The 18,235-nt window shown below is 67.7% G+C and carries 15 protein-coding genes; 7 read left to right on the top strand and 8 right to left on the bottom strand.

From position 1 onward, the window contains the following. Window positions 1-50 precede the first annotated feature (50 nt). The 4 genes from FB548_RS15365 (at window position 51) to FB548_RS15350 (ending at window position 3,052) form a co-directional block, all read left to right on the top strand. Window positions 51-326 (top strand): hypothetical protein, encoded by a 276-nt coding sequence (locus tag FB548_RS15365; protein WP_142125913.1) that lies wholly within the window; start codon window positions 51-53, stop codon window positions 324-326. Window positions 327-390: 64 nt separating this feature from the next. Further along, a complete protein-coding gene (locus tag FB548_RS15360; RefSeq protein ID WP_142125672.1) occupies window positions 391-1,098 on the top strand; it encodes a fumarylacetoacetate hydrolase family protein in 708 nt (235 codons plus the stop codon). Window positions 1,099-1,162: 64 nt separating this feature from the next. Then, window positions 1,163-1,570 carry a large-conductance mechanosensitive channel protein MscL gene (mscL, locus tag FB548_RS15355; RefSeq protein WP_142125671.1) on the top strand — a complete coding sequence of 136 codons (408 nt, stop codon included), beginning with the start codon at window positions 1,163-1,165 and terminating at the stop codon, window positions 1,568-1,570. A gap of 93 nt (window positions 1,571-1,663) precedes the next feature. Next, complete coding sequence (locus tag FB548_RS15350; RefSeq protein WP_142125670.1) at window positions 1,664-3,052, top strand: M28 family peptidase; 1,389 nt, start codon at window positions 1,664-1,666, stop codon at window positions 3,050-3,052. 159 nt (window positions 3,053-3,211) lie between these two features. Here FB548_RS15350 and FB548_RS15345 read toward each other — a convergent pair whose 3' ends face one another. The 8 genes from FB548_RS15345 to cysD form a co-directional block, all read right to left on the bottom strand. Then, a complete protein-coding gene (locus tag FB548_RS15345) occupies window positions 3,212-3,988 on the bottom strand; it encodes a TrmH family RNA methyltransferase (protein ID WP_255470600.1) in 777 nt (258 codons plus the stop codon). A gap of 88 nt (window positions 3,989-4,076) precedes the next feature. After that, window positions 4,077-5,576, bottom strand: coding sequence for an alanine/glycine:cation symporter family protein (locus FB548_RS15340; protein WP_142125668.1), 1,500 nt, complete (start codon window positions 5,574-5,576; stop codon window positions 4,077-4,079). Between the two features lie 112 nt (window positions 5,577-5,688). Then, window positions 5,689-6,237, bottom strand: coding sequence for a GNAT family protein (locus FB548_RS15335; protein ID WP_142125667.1), 549 nt, complete (start codon window positions 6,235-6,237; stop codon window positions 5,689-5,691). After that, window positions 6,230-9,364 carry an efflux RND transporter permease subunit gene (locus tag FB548_RS15330; protein WP_142125666.1) on the bottom strand — a complete coding sequence of 1,045 codons (3,135 nt, stop codon included), beginning with the start codon at window positions 9,362-9,364 and terminating at the stop codon, window positions 6,230-6,232. Before FB548_RS15330 ends, FB548_RS15335 begins: the two co-directional genes overlap by 8 nt. A gap of 5 nt (window positions 9,365-9,369) precedes the next feature. Beyond that, window positions 9,370-10,470, bottom strand: a complete 1,101-nt coding sequence (locus FB548_RS15325; protein WP_142125665.1) for an efflux RND transporter periplasmic adaptor subunit — start codon at window positions 10,468-10,470, stop codon at window positions 9,370-9,372. A 164-nt stretch (window positions 10,471-10,634) separates the two neighbouring features. Continuing rightward, window positions 10,635-12,509 (bottom strand): sulfate adenylyltransferase subunit CysN, encoded by a 1,875-nt coding sequence (cysN, locus tag FB548_RS15320; RefSeq protein WP_142125664.1) that lies wholly within the window; start codon window positions 12,507-12,509, stop codon window positions 10,635-10,637. Further along, entirely contained in the window at window positions 12,506-12,682 is a 177-nt protein-coding gene (locus tag FB548_RS18825) for a hypothetical protein (protein ID WP_185742135.1), read from the bottom strand. Before FB548_RS18825 ends, cysN begins: the two co-directional genes overlap by 4 nt. After that, entirely contained in the window at window positions 12,682-13,593 is a 912-nt protein-coding gene (gene cysD / locus FB548_RS15315) for a sulfate adenylyltransferase subunit CysD (RefSeq protein WP_142125663.1), read from the bottom strand. Before cysD ends, FB548_RS18825 begins: the two co-directional genes overlap by 1 nt. Window positions 13,594-13,797: 204 nt before the next feature. Here cysD and FB548_RS15310 point away from each other — a divergent pair, with 204 nt between their 5' ends. The 3 genes from FB548_RS15310 (at window position 13,798) to FB548_RS15300 (ending at window position 18,166) form a co-directional block, all read left to right on the top strand. Further along, complete coding sequence (locus FB548_RS15310) at window positions 13,798-15,666, top strand: assimilatory sulfite reductase (NADPH) flavoprotein subunit (RefSeq protein WP_142125912.1); 1,869 nt, start codon at window positions 13,798-13,800, stop codon at window positions 15,664-15,666. Window positions 15,667-15,752: 86 nt separating this feature from the next. Continuing rightward, on the top strand, window positions 15,753-17,456 hold the full coding sequence (gene cysI / locus FB548_RS15305) for an assimilatory sulfite reductase (NADPH) hemoprotein subunit (protein WP_142125662.1): 1,704 nt from the start codon (window positions 15,753-15,755) through the stop codon (window positions 17,454-17,456). Then, entirely contained in the window at window positions 17,453-18,166 is a 714-nt protein-coding gene (locus tag FB548_RS15300; protein WP_142125661.1) for a phosphoadenylyl-sulfate reductase, read from the top strand. Before cysI ends, FB548_RS15300 begins: the two co-directional genes overlap by 4 nt. Window positions 18,167-18,235: the final 69 nt, after the last annotated feature.

Below are 18,235 nucleotides of genomic sequence, written 5' to 3'. Positions count from 1 at the left end.
CCGATACTGCACGTACCGGCTCCGGCCGCATTCTGTCACGACGCAACGCCATGTACGCACGCCATTTCCAGTTCAACGCCTTCCGCCATGTGTTCGCCCCGCGCAAGCCGCGCCATCCGCTGCTGCGGGTCGGCCTGGGCCTGTTGGGTGTGCTGCTGCTCGGCGTGCTGGTGTTCTTCAGCGTGTTCGTCGGTGCCGCGATGATCGCCGGCGGCCTGGCGTACAAACTCCTGCGCCAGCGCGGTAAGCCCAACGCCCGCGATGCGCGGGTTGTGGATGCGGAATATCGCGTGGTCCGCAAGCCGGTATTGCCCCTCTCGCACTGAGTACCTTGGCGAGGCGCCCGCGTTCCCGCCTAAACTCTGCGGCCACCTCCCACGGGTCGCCGACATGACCGACATCATCCCTGCCCCGCCCGTACCCCGCGTTGCGGTACGCGGTGGCGGCACGTTCCCGGTGCGCCGCATCTTCTGCGTGGGCCGCAATTTCGCCGACCACGCGCGCGAGATGGGCGCGACCGCACCCGCTTCGAAGGCCGAACGCGGCAGCCCCGTGTTCTTCCACAAACCGGGCGACGCGATCGTCACCGGGAATGCGGATATCCCCTACCCGCTGGGCACGCGCGACCTGCACCACGAAGTGGAACTGGTCGTCGCCCTGGGCGCCGACGCGTCGCCCGGCCCACTCGCTCCCGAGGCCGCCTGGGCGCTGGTGATCGCCTATGGCGTCGGCCTGGACCTGACCCGCCGCGACCTGCAGGGCGCGGCCAAGGCCAAGGGCCTGCCCTGGGATACCGGCAAAGGCTTCGATCATTCCGCACCGGTCAGCGAGCTGGTCCCGGCGAGGGATGTCGGGGTGCTGGAAGACCGCACGCTGACCCTGCAGGTGAACGGCGAAGTGCGCCAGCACGGCGCGCTGCACGACCTCATCTGGGACGTGCCCGACATCCTGCACGAACTGTCCAAGCTCTATGCCCTGAAAGCCGGCGATCTGGTCTTCATGGGCACCCCGGCGGGCGTGGCCGCGCTGGTCCCCGGCGATGCGTTCGTCGCCACACTCGATGGCGTGGTGGAGCTGCGCGGCCGCATTACCGGCTGATCGACGGCGCGTGCGATATAGTCGGCGCCGATGGCGTTTCGGCGCCGACTGACGAGGACATGGGATGGGCATGATCAGCGAGTTCAAGGAATTCGTGTCGCGCGGCAACGTGGTCGACCTGGCCGTGGGTGTCGTCATCGGTGCCGCGTTCGGCAAGATCGTCAGCAGTCTGGTGGATGGCATCGTCATGCCACTGGTGGGCATGACGATGGGGGGCGTGAAGTTCAGCGACCTGGCGGTGACGCTGCGCGCCGCCGAAGTGGATGCGGCAGGCAAGGAGGTCGTGCCCGCGCTGCTGCTGAAGTACGGCGCATTCCTGCAGACGGCGATCGACTTCCTGATCATCGCCTTCGTGATCTTCCTGTTCCTTAAGGCCTACAACCGCGTCCGCGCGCCGGCACCGGCACCGGAAACCGCCACGCCCGAAGACATCTTGCTGCTGCGCGAGATCCGCGACGCACTGAAGAAATAGCGGCACACAGCTTTCCCGAGCCGCAACATCGGCAAAGCGATCATGGAGCCGCGGGCTGTTAAGCTCGCGGCTTCGTCATTTCCGGGACACCTCATGCGCCTCGTTCCGTCGTTGCTGGCCTTCGCCCTCACCGTTCCCTCCGTTGCCTTCGCGCGCGAGACGCGCATTCCCGAGCCCTCGCTCGCCACCGCCGCGTCGCTGCGCGAACAGGCGTTGGCCGACGACACGGGCTGGAACGTCGTCGAATCGCTGACCACCGAGATCGGCCCGCGCCTGGCCGGCAGCGACGCAGATGCGAAGGCCGTCGCGTGGGCACAGGCGAAGTTCAAGGCACTGGGTTTCGACAAGGTATGGATCGAGCCGGTGACGTTTCCCAAGTGGGTGCGCCGCAGCGAAAGCGCGGCCGTGCTCGGAACGCACGCACAACCGCTGACGATCACCGCGCTGGGCGGCAGTCCCGCGGGCACGGTGGAAGCGGAGATCGTCCGTTTCGCCGATCTCGCGGCGCTGGAAGCGACGCCGGACGGGGCGCTGACCGGCAAGATCGCGTTCGTCGACTATCCGATGAAGGCCGCGCGTGACGGCAGCGACTATCGCAACGGCGGTGCGATCCGTTCCAAGGGACCCTCGGCCGCGATCCGCAAGGGCGCCATCGCGTTCCTGATGCGTTCGGCCGGCACCGACAACCACCGCGTCGCGCACACGGGCATCACGCGCTTCGACGAAGGCCTGACGCCGGTACCGTCGGCGTCGCTGACCATCCCCGATGCCGACCAGCTGGCGCGGCTGCTGCAGCGCGGTCCGGTCCGCGTGTCGCTAGCGCTGGATTGCGGCTGGGATGGCGAGTACACCTCGCACAATGTCATCGGCGAGATCACCGGGCGCAGCCTGCCGAAGGAAGTCGTGGTGATCGGCGGCCACCTGGATTCGTGGGACCTTGGCACCGGCGCGATCGACGACGGCGCCGGCATCGGCATCACCATGGCAGCCGGCCATCTGATCGGCAAGCTGAAGCAGGCGCCGAAGCGCACGATCCGCGTGATCGCCTTCGCCAACGAGGAGCAGGGCCTCTATGGCGGCAAGGCGTATGCGGAGAAACATCTTGCGGACATCACCCGCCACCAGATCGCGGCCGAGAGCGACTTCGGCGCCGGCCGCATCTACGCCTTCAACACCGGCGCACCGGAACACGCGCGCAAGGCCACCGAACAGATTGCGCAGGCACTGGCGCCGCTGGGCATCGAGTACGCGCCCGGCAAGGGCAGCGCTGGGCCGGACATCAGCCCCTTCGCGGCCAAGGGCATGGCGTGGGCGTGGCTGGCGCAGGATGGCAGCGATTACTTCGACCTGCACCACAACGCCGATGACACGCTGGACAAGATCGATCCGGCGGCGCTGGCACAGAATGTCGCGGCGTACACGGTGTTCGCCTACCTGGCCGCGGAAGCCGAAGGCGATTTCGGCAGCGGGCTGAAAGAGTGAATCCAGCTGTGGGAGCGACGTGAGTCGCGACGGATTATCGGTGCCGCCGCATGACTCAACCGCCTTTATCGCCCATGCTCGGCCGGCACAGATGCCGGCTTCGATCTTCGCGACTCACATCGCTCCCACACCTGATGGCAGGCACTTCGCTCCACCCGGTCAGCGGTTGCGCTGCTTCCACTGCGCCAGGAACACCGCGGTCGCGGCAGCGACGTTGAGGCTCTCTACCGTGCCGGTGCCAGGAATCGACAGGCGTGCATCGCAGGCATCGGCCAGGCGCGCATCCATACCCTCGCCCTCCGCCCCCATCACGTAGACCAGTCGCGACGGCAGCTTCACCGCGAACAGGTCATCGCCACCGCGCACGACCGTGGCGGCCAGCGAAAAGCCCGCGCTCCGCAGCTGGGCGGCCGCATTGTCGGCCTGCCCCATGCGCACCAGCGGCACCTGTTCGGCACCGCCTTCGGCCACGCGCGCCGCCGCGCCGGACAACGCCAGCGTGGACTCGCGCGGAAGCAGGATGCCCCCCACGCCGAAATGCGCGGCCGACCGCAGGATCGCACCGAAGTTGTGCGGATTGCCCACGCCGTCCAGCCATAGCGCCACCACGGGCCTGCCTTCGGGCAACGTGCGCAACCAGTCGGACATCGGCAGCGGTTCGCCCTTCAACACGTCGGCCACCACGCCTTCGTGATGCGTGCTGGCGGCCAGGCGATCGAGGTCGCCCTCTTCCACCACCCGGTAGCCGACGCGCTGCTTGACGCACCACGCCAGCAACGGCTTCAGCGCCGGAATGCGCGATTCGGTCAGGTAGACCTTGCGGATGGCCTCGGGACGGCGTGCGAACACCGCGTGCACGGCATTGAGGCCATACAGCCGCAGCTCGCTGCGGGCCGCGCCTGTGACGCGCTCGTCCCGGGGCGCCTGCTCGCGCACGGGACGCTCATCCTGCGGCCGCTGCGGTCGCCGCCGATCCGGCGCGCCGGGCGGACGTGGGGGCCGGTTGTTCCAGGGGTTGCTCACGTCAGGCCTGCTTCTTCCAGAAGTGCGCGTTGCGGATGCCCAGCGCATCCGGGTCGAAGGTCGGGTCCAGCCCCAGCTTCTTCTGCCGCTCGTAGTCGCGCAACGCGATCAGCGCAGGCTTCTGCAGGATCAGAATGGCGATGACGTTCAACCAAGCCATCAGGCCCACGCCGATGTCGCCCAGCGTCCACGCCATCGCGGCATTGTGGTACGCGCCGAACACCACCATGCCCACGATGCCCAGCCGCAGCAGCAGCGTCGCCAGCGGGTGGGTCTTCTTCACGCCGGCCAGGTAGGTCAGGTTGGTTTCGGCCATGTAGTAGTAGGCCATGATGGTGGTGAAGGCGAAGAAGAACAGCGCCAGCGCCACGAAGCCCGCGCCCCAGCCCGGCAGCACCGATTCCACTGCCGCCTGGGTGAACTGCGCACCCTCGGAGGGCTGCAGGCCGGGTACGCCGGACACGATGGCGACCAGCGTGTCCTTGCCGTTCTCGGTGACGGTCCGGAACGTGTTGTACATGCCCGTGGACAGCAGCAGGAACGCCGTCGAGGTGCACACCAGCATGGTGTCGAAGTAGATGGCGAAGGCCTGCACGTAACCCTGCTTGGCCGGGTGCGAGACCTCGGCGGCCGCCGCGGCGTGCGGACCGGTGCCCTGGCCGGCCTCGTTGGCGTAGATGCCGCGCTTCACGCCCCAGGCGATGGCCTGGCCGATGATCGCCCCGAAGGCCGCGTGCGCGCCGAACGCGCTGGAGAAGATGTCGGCGAACATCGCCGGCACCTTGCCGGCATTGGCGATCATCACGATCACCGCCATCAGGATGAAGGCCAGCGCCATGAACGGCACCACGACCTCGGCGAACGTGGCGATGCGCTTGATGCCGCCGAAGATGATCAGCGCCAGCACCGCCGCCACGCCCAGGCCTATCCACAGCTTCAGCGCGCCGGCGCCGCCGACCGCCTCGCAGGCGCCCGCGCCGCACAGTACGTTGCTGGCGCTGTCGGCGATGGCGTTGGCCTGCACACCCGGCAACAGCAGGCCGGTGGCGATGACGGTGGCCACGGCGAACGTCACCGCGTACCACTTCAGGCCCATCGCCTTCTCGATGTAGTAGGCGGGACCGCCGCGGTAACGGCCCTCGGCATCCTTTTCCTTGTAGATCTGGGCCAGCGTGCATTCGATGTACGAGGTCGACGCGCCCAGGAAGCCCATCACCCACATCCAGAACACCGCCCCCGGGCCACCATAGGCAATCGCAGTGGCGACGCCGGCGATGTTGCCGATGCCCATGCGGCCGGCCATCGAGATGGCCAGGGCCTGGAACGAGGACACGCCGGCATCCGACTTCTGCCCGGTCACCGTCAGCCGGCACATCTCGGTGAAACCGCGCACCTGCATGACGCGGGTGCGGATGGTGAACCACAGGCCGGCACCCAGGCACAGCGCGATCAGCGCGTTGCTCCAGATGATGCCGTTCAACCAGGCAAAAAGGGCTTCCACGGGGATGGGTCTCCGGTCGTTGGTGCAGGGGTACGGGAAAGCGGCGGCCGAGCGCTGCCAAGTCCATGAAAGATACCCGTAACCTGCACCGCTGCGCAGTCCCGGTGTGGATTCAGGGCCAGATCCGGCCAAAAAGCCGGAGGTCGTGCAGCCCGTCGGGCTTGCGCACGGCTGCACGGCGCACGCCTTCCTGCTGGAAACCGTTCTTCTCCAGCACGCATGCCGAGGCGGGATTGACATCCAGCACGTTGGCCTCGACCCGGCGCAGATCCAGCGCAGGCACCACCCAGTCCAGGTAGGCCGCGACGATGCGGGTCATGTGTCCGTGCCCCCAATGGCGGCGCCCCAGCCAGTAGCCCAGCTCGGCGCCGTGCGCCTTCTCGCCTTGCCGCGGGCGCACTGCGATGCCGCCGCAGGCCTCGCCGCTCATCTCGATGGCGAGCACGGGATGGTCGAGGTCGACCACGTGGCCGGCAAGGAAGGCTTCGCCATCCGCACGTGTATAAGGATGCGGGAAGCGATCGCTCAACCCGCGCGGTACCAGCGGGTCGTCCGCATGAAGCACCAGCGCGTCCAGGTCATCGTGCCGCCATGCCCGCAGAACGAATCCATCTCCCTCCAGCCTGACGCCGGCGAACGGACGTCCGCCGGACTCAGCCATGTCCGCCCACGGCGGGGGTTTCCGCCTCCAGCTTGCTGAGCTCGTGCGCGACGGCTTCGGGCGAGCGGGTGTAGGGCGCCAGCAGGGCATAGAACGCCGGGACCACGTACAGCGATAGCAGCGTGGAGAAGGTCACGCCGAAGATCACCACGATGCCGATGGTCGCCCGGCTGGCCGAACCCGGACCACCGGAGAGCACCAGCGGCACCGCCCCCATCACCGTAGCCACCGATGTCATCAGGATGGGGCGCAGGCGCACGCGCGCCGATTCGGCGATGGCGCGTGCCACGTTCGCGCCGTCGTCGCGCAGCTGGTTGGCGAACTCGACGATCAGGATGCCGTTCTTCGCCGCCAGGCCGATCAGCATCACGATGCCGATCTGGCTGAAGAGGTTCAGCGTGCCGCCGGTGACCCAGAGGCCGATCAGCGCGCCGAGCACCGCCAGCGGCACGGTCAGCATGATGACCAGCGGATGGATGAAGCTCTCGAACTGCGCCGCCAGCACCAGATACACGATCAGCAGCGCCAGGGTGAAGGTCAGCAGGATGGCGCCACCGGCTTCCTGGTACTCGCGCGACTCGCCCTTCCAGTCGATCTGCGCGTAATCCGGCAGTTCCTCCTCCACGACCTGGCGCGTCCATTCGAGCGCCTCGCCCATGCTGTACCCGGGTGCCAGACCGGCACTGATGGTGATCGCACGCAGGCGGTTGAACCGGTTGAGGCTGCCGGGTTCGGCGATTTCGCTCAACGTGACCAGGTTGGACAGCGGGATCAGCGCACCATTGCCACCGCGCACGTAGGTCTGCGCCAGATCCTCGGGGTTGGCCCGACGCTCGCGGCCGGCCTGCAGCATGACGTCGTATTCCTCGCCGCTGTCCACGTAGGTGGTCACCTGGCGCGACCCCATCATCGTCTCCAGCGTGCGGCCGATCTCCTGGACCGACACGCCGAGGTCGGCGGCGCGGTCGCGGTCGATGTTCACGCGCATCTGCGGCCGCGTTTCCTTGTAGTCCGAATCCGGATCCTGGATGCCCGGGTTGGTTTCCAGCCGCTGCAGGATGCGGTCGCGCCATTGCGCCAGTTCGGCGTAGTCCGGGCCACCCAGCACCAGCTGGTAGCGCTGGCCACGACTGCCGACCAGGCCACCGGGCACGTTGGCGCGCGCCTGTACGCCGGGCAGCTTGGACAACTCGCCGCGCAGCTGCGCCACCACGTCGTCCGTGGCCACGTCGCGCTCGTGCCAGTCGTGCAGGAACACGATCACCTGGCCGGTGTGCATTTCCTCGCTGCCGCCAAAACCGCGCGGCGTGCGCGAGTTGGCGCGATCGACGGGCTTGTCCCCGCCCACCTGCGCCATGACGATCTTCTCGACCTGCTGCATCTGGCCGACCATGTAATCGAAGCCGGCACCCTCCGGGCCATCGACCATCACGAAGAAACGCCCGCGATCCTCGGCCGGCGCCAGTTCACTGGGAACGCGCAGGCCAAGCGCGACGATGGCGATGCCGCAGACCGCCATCGCCACGAGCACCATGGCGAGGATGCGCTTGCCCGGCAGGGCGACGAGCCGTTCGACATGCCGTGCATAACCGTTACTGACACGGGTGAGCGTGCGGTTGGTCCACGCGTTCAGCCCACGGGGTTCGGTGTGTGGCCGCACCAGCTTGGACGACATCATCGGTGTGAGCGTCAGCGCGACGAAGGCCGAGATGGCGACCGCCGCCGCGAGGGCGACGGAAAGCTCGCGGAACAGGCGCCCCGTGTTGCCCTCCATGAAGCCCACGGGCAGGAACACCGCCACCAGCACCGCCGTGGTAGCCATCACCGCGAATGCCACCTGCGAGGTGCCGCGCCGTGCCGCCACCAGCGGCGGCTCGCCCAGGTCCGCGCGGCGCTGCACGTTCTCCAGCACCACGATGGCATCGTCCACCACCAGGCCGATGCAGAGCACCAGCGCCAGCAGCGTAAGCAGGTTGATTGAGAAGCCGAAGGCGTACAGCGCGATGAAGGAAGCGATCAGGCAGACCGGCACGGTCACTGCGGGAATCAGCGCCGCGCGCAGGCTGCCCAGGAACAGCCAGATGACCAGGAACACCAGCACCATCGCCTCACCCAGCGTCCAGTACACGCGCTCGATGGAGGCTTCGATGAAGGTGGTGCTGTCGTAGGCGATGAAGATCTCGGTGCCTTCGGGCAGGGTCTGCTGGATGACCTCCGCTTCGGCGCGCGCCGCGCGCGCCACGTCGAGCGCGTTTGCGGTAGAGGTGCGTACGATGCCCAGGCCGACGTTCGGCACGGCGTTGCTGCGCAGGTAGGAGCGACGCTCTTCGGCCCCCAGTTCCACCTTGGCGACGTCGCCCAGCCGCACCACGTAACCGTCGTCGCCCTTGCGCAACGGCAACTGCGAGAACTGTTCCGGCCGCTGGTAGCCACGCTCCACACGCAGGGTGAAGTCGCGAGTGGCGGATTCGATGCGGCCGGCCGGCAGTTCGACGTTCTGCGCCCGCAGCGCGGTCTCGACATCGCTGGTGGTCACGCCGCGCGCAGCCATCGCCTCGCGGTCAAGCCAGATACGCATGGCGTAGCGCTGGCCGCCACCCAGTTGCACGCGGGCCACGCCATCGAGCGAGGACAGCCGGTCCAGCACGTAGCGGTCGGCATAGTCGGTCAGCTCCATCGTGTCCATCACGGTGGAGCGCATGTTCAACCAGATGATGACATCGGCGTCGGCTTCGACCTTGGAGATCTCCGGCGGATCGGCCTCGTCGGGCATGCGGTCCATCACCCGGCTGACACGGTCACGCACATCGTTCGCGGCGGCCTCGATGTCGCGGCTGAGGTTGAATTCGATGGTCACGTCGGAGCGGCCGTTGCGGCTGCTGGACTGGATGGTCTTGATGCCCTCGATGCCCGACAGGCCGTCCTCGAGGATCTGGGTGACGCGCGTCTCCACGACGGCAGCCGATGCGCCCGGATAGTTCACTTCCACCGACACGATGGGCGGGTCGATGTTGGGCAGTTCGCGCAGGGTCAGGCGCAGGAACGACATCACGCCCAGGACCACCAGCAGCAGGCTGACCACCACCGCGAAGACGGGGCGCTTGATCGACAGGTCGGAAAGTTTCATGGCGCTCAGCCCTTGCCGTCGGCGGCGGGCGCGTCCTGCTTCGGCGGAGCCGACGGCACAGCGTCTGCCACCTTCACACCCGGACGCAGCTTGCCGGTGCCGTCGATGACGATGCGGTCGCCGGCAGCGACGCCCTTCACGATCTCGACCTGGCCGTCGCGGCGCACGCCGGCCGTCACCGGCGCCTGCTCGACGCTGCCATCCGGCTTGACGCGGTAGACGAACGAATCACGGCCCACCTGCACCACGGCGATCTCGGGGATCACCAGTGCCTGCCGCTCGGGGCGGAACAGGCGCACGTCCAGCAGCATGCCGGGGCGCAACTTGCGCCCGGCATTCGGGAACACCGCGCGTACGGTCACGGCGCGCGTAGTCGCGTCGATGCGCGCATCGATCGTTTCCACCCGTCCTTCGAATGTCTCGCCCGGATACGCCGCAGCCGTGGCCGTCACCGTATTGCCCACGCCGACCGTTGCCAACGCCACCTCGGGTACCTGGAAGTCCACGTACATGCGCGAAATATCGTCGAGCGTGGCGATCGCGCTGTTGGCGGTGATCAACGAACCGGGGCTGACCTGGCGGATGCCCAGCACGCCGGCGAACGGCGCACGCACGCTGCGATCGCCGATGTCGGCGCGCGCCTGGCGCACGCGCGCTGCCGCGGCATCGCGCAAGGCGAGCTGGGTGTCCAGTTGCGAGCGGGCGATCAGCTGCTGGTCGGCCAGTTCCTTCTGCCGGCGGTAAAGACGCTCGGCCTCCGCGTAGGTCGCCTCAGCCTGCACCAGCGCGGCCTGCGCGGCGTCGCCTTTCAATGTGATCAACTTCTGCCCGGCGGCGACATCCTGGCCGCTTTCGAAGTGCACGTCCTGCACGATCTCGCTGACCTTCGCGGTCAGGGTGACCGATTCACGCGCCTTCGCCGTGCCCAGCGCCTGCAGGGTGTCGTTCCACGCGCCCGGCTGGACCACCTGTGTGGTGACCGGGATGGGGCGCTCGCCCGCATTGCCATTGCCCTTCGCCTGCGCGCCCTTGTCACCGCCACAAGCGGCGAGCAGCAGGAAGGGCAGCGCGACCAGCAGGACGCGGGGGGCGAATCGGTTGAGCATGGATCATCCCGTAATTTTCATTATTCACGCAGTCTACCGGCCGTACGTGAAACACGCTGCCGCGGATGCGGCAGTTCGTGCGGGAAACGCGCCAAAGGGCATGCGGTGCACATGCCCGACCATGACCTATGACCCTTGCCGCCGTGACGAGACGGATCCCGGCGCTACTCCAGGCCCAGCTTCGCCAGCACCTGGAGCGCCAGTGCCTGGGGGTCCTGCTCGCCCGCGTGAAGGTGCACGTCGGGGTGCTCCGGAGTCTCGTATGGCGAATCGATGCCGGTGAAATTCGGGATCAACCCCGCGCGGGCCTTGCGGTACAGGCCCTTCACATCGCGCGCCTCGGCAAGAGCGAGGGGCACGTCGACGAAGACCTCGATGAACTCGCCATCAGCGAACCGGTCGCGCGCCATCCGCCGCTCCGCACGGAACGGAGAGATGAAGCTGACCAGCACGATCAGGCCGGCATCAGTCATCAGCTTCGCCACCTCGGCCACGCGGCGGATGTTCTCCACGCGGTCTTCATCGGTGAAGCCCAGGTCGCGGTTCAGCCCGTGGCGCACGTTGTCGCCGTCCAGCAGGAAGCTGTGGTAGCCCAGCGCATGCAGGCGCTTGTCCACCAGGTTGGCGATGGTCGACTTGCCCGCGCCGGACAGGCCGGTGAACCACAGGACCTTCGGCACCTGCCCTTTCTGGCGGGCACGCGCGGCCTTGTCGACATCGACATGCTGCCAGTGCACGTTGCCCGCGCGCCGCAAAGCGAAGTCCAGCGTGCCCGCGGCGGCCGTGCCGTTGTCGTACCGGTCGATCAGGATGAAGCTGCCCAGCGCGCGGTTGCGCGCGTAGGTGTCGAAGGCGACCGGTTCATCCAGGCTGAGGTTGCAGTAGCCCACCTCGTTGAGCTCCAGCCGCTTGGCAGCGAGGTGCTCCTGCGTGTTCACGTCGATGCGGTGCTTGATCTCGGTGACGGTGGCAGAAACGGTCCGCGCACCGATCTTCAGCCAGTACGGCCGGCCGGGCAGCAACGGCGCGTCTGACATCCACAGCAGGTGCGCGGCGAACTGGTCGGCCACTTCCGGCGGGTCGCCTGCGGCCGCGATCACGTCGCCACGGCTGATGTCGATTTCGTCCACCAGGGTCAGCGTCACGGCCTGGCCGGCGTGCGCCGTGGCGACTTCGCCATCAGGGCCAAGTACCTGTCCGACGCGCGAACGGCGCGCGGACGGCAGCACCACCACCTCGTCGCCCGGCTTCACCTCGCCGGCCGCGATGGTGCCTGCATAGCCGCGGAAATTCTGGTGCGGGCGGTTGACCCATTGCACCGGCAGGCGCAGGCCTGCGCCGGTATCGTGCGCGTCGACCTGCACGCTTTCCAGGTGTTCCAGCAAGGCGGGCCCGGTGTACCAGGGCGTGCGCTTGGAGCGCGTGGACAGGTTGTCACCATCCAGCGCCGACAGCGGGATGCAGGTGATCGATGCAATGCCGAGCCGCTCCGCGAGCGCGCGGTAATCCGCGGCGATGCGCTCGAACACGGCCTGGTCGAAATCCACCAGGTCCATCTTGTTCACCGCCAGCACCACGTGCCGGATGCCGAGCAGCGAGACGATGTAGCTGTGGCGGTGGGTCTGTGTCAGCAGGCCCTTGCGGGCATCCACCAGTACCACGGCCAGGTCCGCAGTGGATGCGCCGGTGGCCATGTTGCGCGTGTACTGCTCGTGCCCGGGGCAGTCGGCGACGATGAACTTGCGCTTGTCCGTATCGAAGTAACGGTAAGCCACGTCGATGGTGATGCCCTGCTCGCGCTCGGCAGCCAACCCATCCAGCAGCAGCGCGTAATCGATGCGCTCGCCCTGGGTGCCGTGCTTGCGGCTGTCCTTCTCCAGCGCGGCCAGCTGGTCGTCGAACAGGCGCTTGCTGTCGTACAGCAGGCGACCGATCAGCGTACTCTTGCCATCATCCACACTGCCGCAGGTGATGAAGCGCAGCAGCGGCTTGGATTCGTGCTGCTTGAGGTAGGTTGCGATGTCGCTTGCGGTATTCATGCAGCGGCCACCGACATTATCTTCATGCGTGTCAACTCCAGACCGGCATCGTCATCCCCGTGCATGCTGGCATCCAGCTTGATCTCGCAGGATGCCCCGGCAAGCGTCATCGATCGCGCGAACATCAACATGGGTCCCAGCGTTCGCTGGGACGACGGAATGAGCGCGACCATCAGAAATAGCCCTCCAGCTTCTTCTTCTCCATCGATGCACCGGGATCGTGGTCGATCACCCGCCCCTGCCGCTCCGAGCTGGTGGTCACCAGCATCTCGGCGATGATCTTCTCCAGCGAATCGGCGTCGGAGTCGATGGCGCCGGTCAGCGGGTAGCAGCCCAGTGTGCGGAAGCGCACGCGGCGCTGCTGGGGCACTTCGCCCTCGCGCAGCGGAAGGCGGTCGTCGTCGACCATCAGCAGCGCACCATCGCGCTCGACGACCGGCCGCTCGGCAGCGAAATACAGCGGCACCACCGGGATGTGCTCGCGGTAGATGTAAAGCCAGATGTCCAGCTCGGTCCAGTTCGACAGCGGGAACACGCGCACGCTTTCGCCGCTGTTGATGCGGGCGTTGTAGAGATTCCACAGCTCCGGACGCTGGTTCTTCGGGTCCCAGCGGTGCCTGTCGTTGCGGAACGAGAACACGCGCTCCTTGGCCCGCGATTTCTCCTCGTCGCGGCGGGCACCGCCGATGGCGGCGTCGAAGCGGTAGTGGTCCAGCGCCTGCTTCAGGCCCTGGGTCTTCATGACGTCTGTATGGACGGTGGCGCCGTGGGTGATCGGGCCGATGTCGCGGGCAATGCCGTCGGGATTGATGTGCACGCGCAGGTCCACGCCGGTCTCGGCGGCACGCCGGTCGCGGAAGGCGATCATCTCGCGGAACTTCCAGCGCGTGTCCACGTGCAGCAGCGGGATCGGCGGCCGCGCCGGAGCAAACGCCTTCAGCAGGAGGTGCAGCAGCACCGAGCTGTCTTTGCCCACCGAGTACAGCAGCACCGGGTTGCGGAACTCGGCGGCGACCTCCCGCAGGATATGGATGCTTTCCGCTTCCAGGCGGTCGAGGTGGGACAGGCGGGGTACGGCAGTCATCGAGGCGGGCAAAGGGGGCAGTGGATCCGGACGGGCTAGCCTAGCAGGGCGTCGCCACCGGGTCCGGGAGGCCGGCAGTATTCGGCCGGCTGCTCGTGCAGGCGAAATAAGCTGCGGCCATAAGCCCATAACCACGCGTCCTTTCTGGCGGTCGGCGCCCCTCCCTACCATCGGTCGTCCCAGTCGCGCCCACGGGCCATGCCGATGTCCGCCACCCAGCCTGTCCTCGCCCCCATCCCCCTCGCGGAGGAACGGCGGGCGCTGCTGGCCCAGGCGGTCGCCGGCCTGGACGGCGCCAGCCTGTGGTGGGTTTCCGGCTACGCCGCCGGCCTGGCGCAGGCGCAGCTGGCACCACAGGCCGCATCCGCCGCCACGCCATCCCGGACGATCCTTCCTGCCCAGGGCGTGCAGGCCGCGCAGCGCCTGACCATCGTCTACGGCAGCCAGACCGGCAATGCCCGTCGGGCCGCCGAAGTACTGGCCCAGCAGGCCGAAGCCGCGGGCCTGTCGGTTCGCCTGCTGCGTGCCGATGCCTACCCGCAGCGCGAACTGGCGACGGAACGTCTTCTCTACTTCGTCATCAGTACCCAGGGCGAAGGCGATCCACCCGACGACAGCATCGGCCTGGTCGAATTCCTGCGCGGCAAGCGTGCACCGAAGCTGCCGGAATTGAAGTACGCCGTGCTCGGCCTGGGCGATTCCAGCTATGCCGACTTCTGCGGCATCGCCACCCGGCTGGACGCACGTCTGGCCGAACTCGGCGGCAGCCGGCTGTTCGCCGCCGGCCTGGCCGACCTCGACATCGAGACGGTCGCGACCCCGTGGCGCGAGCAGGCGCTGGCGCATGCGCGCGACCTGCTGAAGACACCGACGGCTGGCGCCGCTCCGCTGGCGACAGTCACGCCGCTGCGCCCCGGCCATGCGGCCGTGTGGTCGCACGAGCATCCCTTCCCCGCCGAGCTGCTGTTCAACCAGCGCATCAGCGGCCGCGATTTCAAGGGCCCGCGCTTCGGCCAGCACGGCGTGGCCGACAAGGACGTGCGCCACATCGAGCTGTCGCTGGAAGGCAGCGGCCTGCACTACGAACCCGGCGACGCGCTGGGCGTGCGCCACCGCAATCCCGCTGCGCTGGTCGATGGCGTGATCGAGGCGCTGCAGCTGGACGGCGAGAGCGCCGTCAGCGAAGGCGGCGATACCCTGCCGCTGCGCGAATGGCTCGCGGCGCGCCGCGAACTGACCCGCGTGTCGCGTCCGTTCCTGGCCACGCATGCCGCACACGCGCAGGCGGAAGAACTCAACACCCTGCTCGGCCCGGCGAACGCGCCGGCGCTGGCGCAGTTGTTCGGCACCCACCAGATCATCGACGTGCTGCGTCGCTGGCCCGCCGACTGGTCCGCACAGGAACTGGTCGCCGCGTTGCGCCCGCTGGCGCCACGCCTGTACTCCATCGCCTCCAGCCGCAAGCGTGTGGGCGAAGAAGCCCACCTGACCGTCGATGTGCTGGGCTACGAGGCCTTCGGTCATGCGCACGGCGGTGCCGCCAGCGGCTTCCTCGCCGCACGCGAAGAAAGCGACCAGGTGCCGGTCTACATCGAGGCCAACGAACGCTTCCGCGTGCCGGCCGACGGCAGTCGCGACATCCTGATGATCGGTCCGGGCACCGGCGTGGCGCCGTTCCGTGGTTTCGTGCAGGAACGCGCCGAAACCGGTGCGCGCGGCCGCAACTGGCTGTTCTTCGGCGCCCAGCACTTCAACCACGGCTTCTTCTACCAGAGCGAGTGGCAGGACGCGCTGCGCAGCGGCGAACTGCATCGCCTGGACCTGGCGTTCTCGCGCGACCAGGCACGCAAGATCTACGTGCAGGACCGCCTGCGCGAACGCGGCCGGGATGTCTACGACTGGCTGCAGAACGGCGCGCACCTTTACGTGTGCGGCGCCATCGCGATGGGCAAGGACGTTCAGGCCGCGCTGCAGGCCATCGTGGTCGAGCATGGCGGGCTGGATGACGATGCGGCGCGCGAATACCTGGTGCAGCTGCAGACGGAGGGGCGCTATAGCCGCGACGTGTACTGACGACCCTTCGCTGTTGCAGGAGCGACGTGAGTCGCGACCTGCAACTTTCCGGTCGCTACTCACGTCGCTCCTACAGTGGAATACACATGAGCAATCACTCCGTCGAAGACATCAAATCCGAGAGCAACCGCCTGCGCGGCAGCCTGCTCGACAGCCTGGCCGATCCGGTCACCGGTGCGCTGCGCGAATCGGATCAGACCCTGATCAAGTACCACGGCAGTTACCAGCAGGACGACCGTGATCTGCGCGACGAGCGCCGCCGCCAGAAGCTGGAGCAGGCGTACCAGTTCATGATCCGCACCCGCACGCCGGGTGGCGTGGTCACGCCGTCGCAGTGGCTGAAGCTGGATGCCATCGCCACGCAGTACGCCAACCACTCGCTGCGCATCACCACGCGCCAGGCGTTCCAGTACCACGGTGTGATCAAGCGCGAACTGAAGGCGACGATGCAGGCCATCAACGCGGCGCTGATCGACACGCTGGCGGCCTGCGGCGACGTCAACCGCAACGTGCTGGTCGCGGCCAACCCGCTGGAGTCGCGCGCGCATGCCGAGGTGCAGGCGTGGGCCGCGAAACTGTCGGAGCACCTGCTGCCCAATACCCGCGCCTACTACGAAATCTGGCTGGACGAGGAGCGCGTGGCCGGCAGCGGCGAGGAAGAAGAGCCGATCTACGGCGCCACCTACCTGCCACGCAAGTTCAAGGTCGGCTTCGCGGTCCCGCCGGTCAACGATGTGGACGTGTTCGCGAACGACCTCGGCTTCATCGCCGTCCTGGACGACGGCGCGCTCGTCGGCTTCAACCTGGTGATCGGGGGCGGCATGGGCGCGACGCATGGCGATGCCGAGACCTACCCGCGCGTCGGCAACGTGATCGGCTTCATCACGCCAGAGCAACTGCTCGACGTCGCCACGGCCGTGGTCACCACCCAGCGCGACCTGGGCAACCGCGAACTGCGCAAGCGCGCGCGCTTCAAGTACACCATCGACGACCACGGCCTGGACACCGTGGTCGGCGAGATCGAACGCCGCAGTGGCGTGACGCTGCAGCCGACGCGCGCGTTCCGCTTCGAGCACAACGGCGATCGTTACGGCTGGGTGGAAGGCGAAGACGGCCGCTGGCACCTCACGCTGCACCTGTTCGCTGGCCGCATCGCCGATACCTCACATGCGACGCACCTGACCGGCCTGCGCGAAATCGCAAACGTGCATCGCGGTGAGTTCCGGATGACGGCGAACCAGAACCTCGTCATCGCCGGCGTGCCGGCCGGCGAGCGCGAGCGCATCGACACGCTGGTGAAGACGCACGGGCTGGACGCCGGCGATCGCCTCGGGACGGCCCTTCAGCGCGCGGCGGTGGCCTGCGTGGCGCTGCCAACCTGCGGCCTGGCGATGGCGGAAGCGGAGCGCTACCTGCCCGACTTCACCGATCGTCTGCAGCCAGTGCTGGAAAAGCACGGCCTGCGTGATGCCCCGATCCTGCTGCGCATCTCCGGCTGCCCGAACGGCTGCTCGCGTCCGTACTTGGCCGAAATCGCGCTCGTCGGCAAGGCACCCGGCCGTTACAACCTGATGCTGGGCGGCGACGCTCGTGGCCAAAGGCTCAACACGTTGTACCGCGAGAACATCGACGAGGCCGCCATCCTCGCCACACTGGACGAGCTGTTCGCACGTTATGCCGGCGAACGCGCCGATGGCGAAGGCTTTGGCGACTTCCTGCACCGCAGTGGCGTGATCGCCCTGCCCGCCTACCCCACCCACCGACAGATCGCACTGGAACTGCACGCATGAGCGCCCTCGCCCTTTCCCTGGACACCGACCAGATCGCCGAGCACAACGCGTGGCTGGAAACCCAGACCGCCGAGCAGCGCGTCGCGTGGGCGCTCAAGCACGGCCCGGCGGAAGCCGCGATGTCCTCCAGCTTCGGAGCGCAGGCGGCCGTGCTTCTGCACATGGTCACCCGCCAGAAGCCGGACATTCCCGTGGTGCTGATCGACACCGGCTATCTGTTCCCCGAAACCTACCGCTTCGCCGACGAACTGACCGAGCGCCTCGCGCTCAACCTGCAGGTGTTCCGTCCGCTTGTCAGTCGCGCCTGGATGGAAGCACGCCACGGCCGCTTGTGGGAACAGGGCCTGGTCGGCATCGAGCAGTACAACAGCCTGCGCAAGGTCGAACCGATGAAGCGCGCCCTGAAGGAACTGGGCGTGGGCACCTGGTTCACCGGCCTGCGCCGCAGCCAGGCCACCAGCCGGGCAAACGCACCCGTGCTGCAGCAACGCGAGGATCGTTGGAAGATCAACCCGATCGTCGACTGGACCGATCGCGACATCTGGCAGTACATGAAGCAGCACGGCCTGCCCTACCATCCGCTATGGGAGCAGGGTTACGTGTCGATCGGCGACTTCCACACCACGCGCCGCTGGGAGCCCGGCATGCGCGAGGAGGACACCCGCTTCAACGGCCTCAAGCGCGAGTGCGGCATCCACATCGACGTCTGATGGCAGCCCCGGCAGCCTGAGGCATTCGCGTCGGGCCAGCCCGGTTTCGTCGCCGCATCGCGGGGTCCG

Source organism: Pseudoxanthomonas sp. 3HH-4, assembly GCF_006716465.1.
Lineage (GTDB): Bacteria > Pseudomonadota > Gammaproteobacteria > Xanthomonadales > Xanthomonadaceae > Pseudoxanthomonas_A.
The sequence above is the reverse complement of the archived record's forward strand: the minus strand, read 5'-3'. Positions and strand labels throughout refer to the sequence as shown.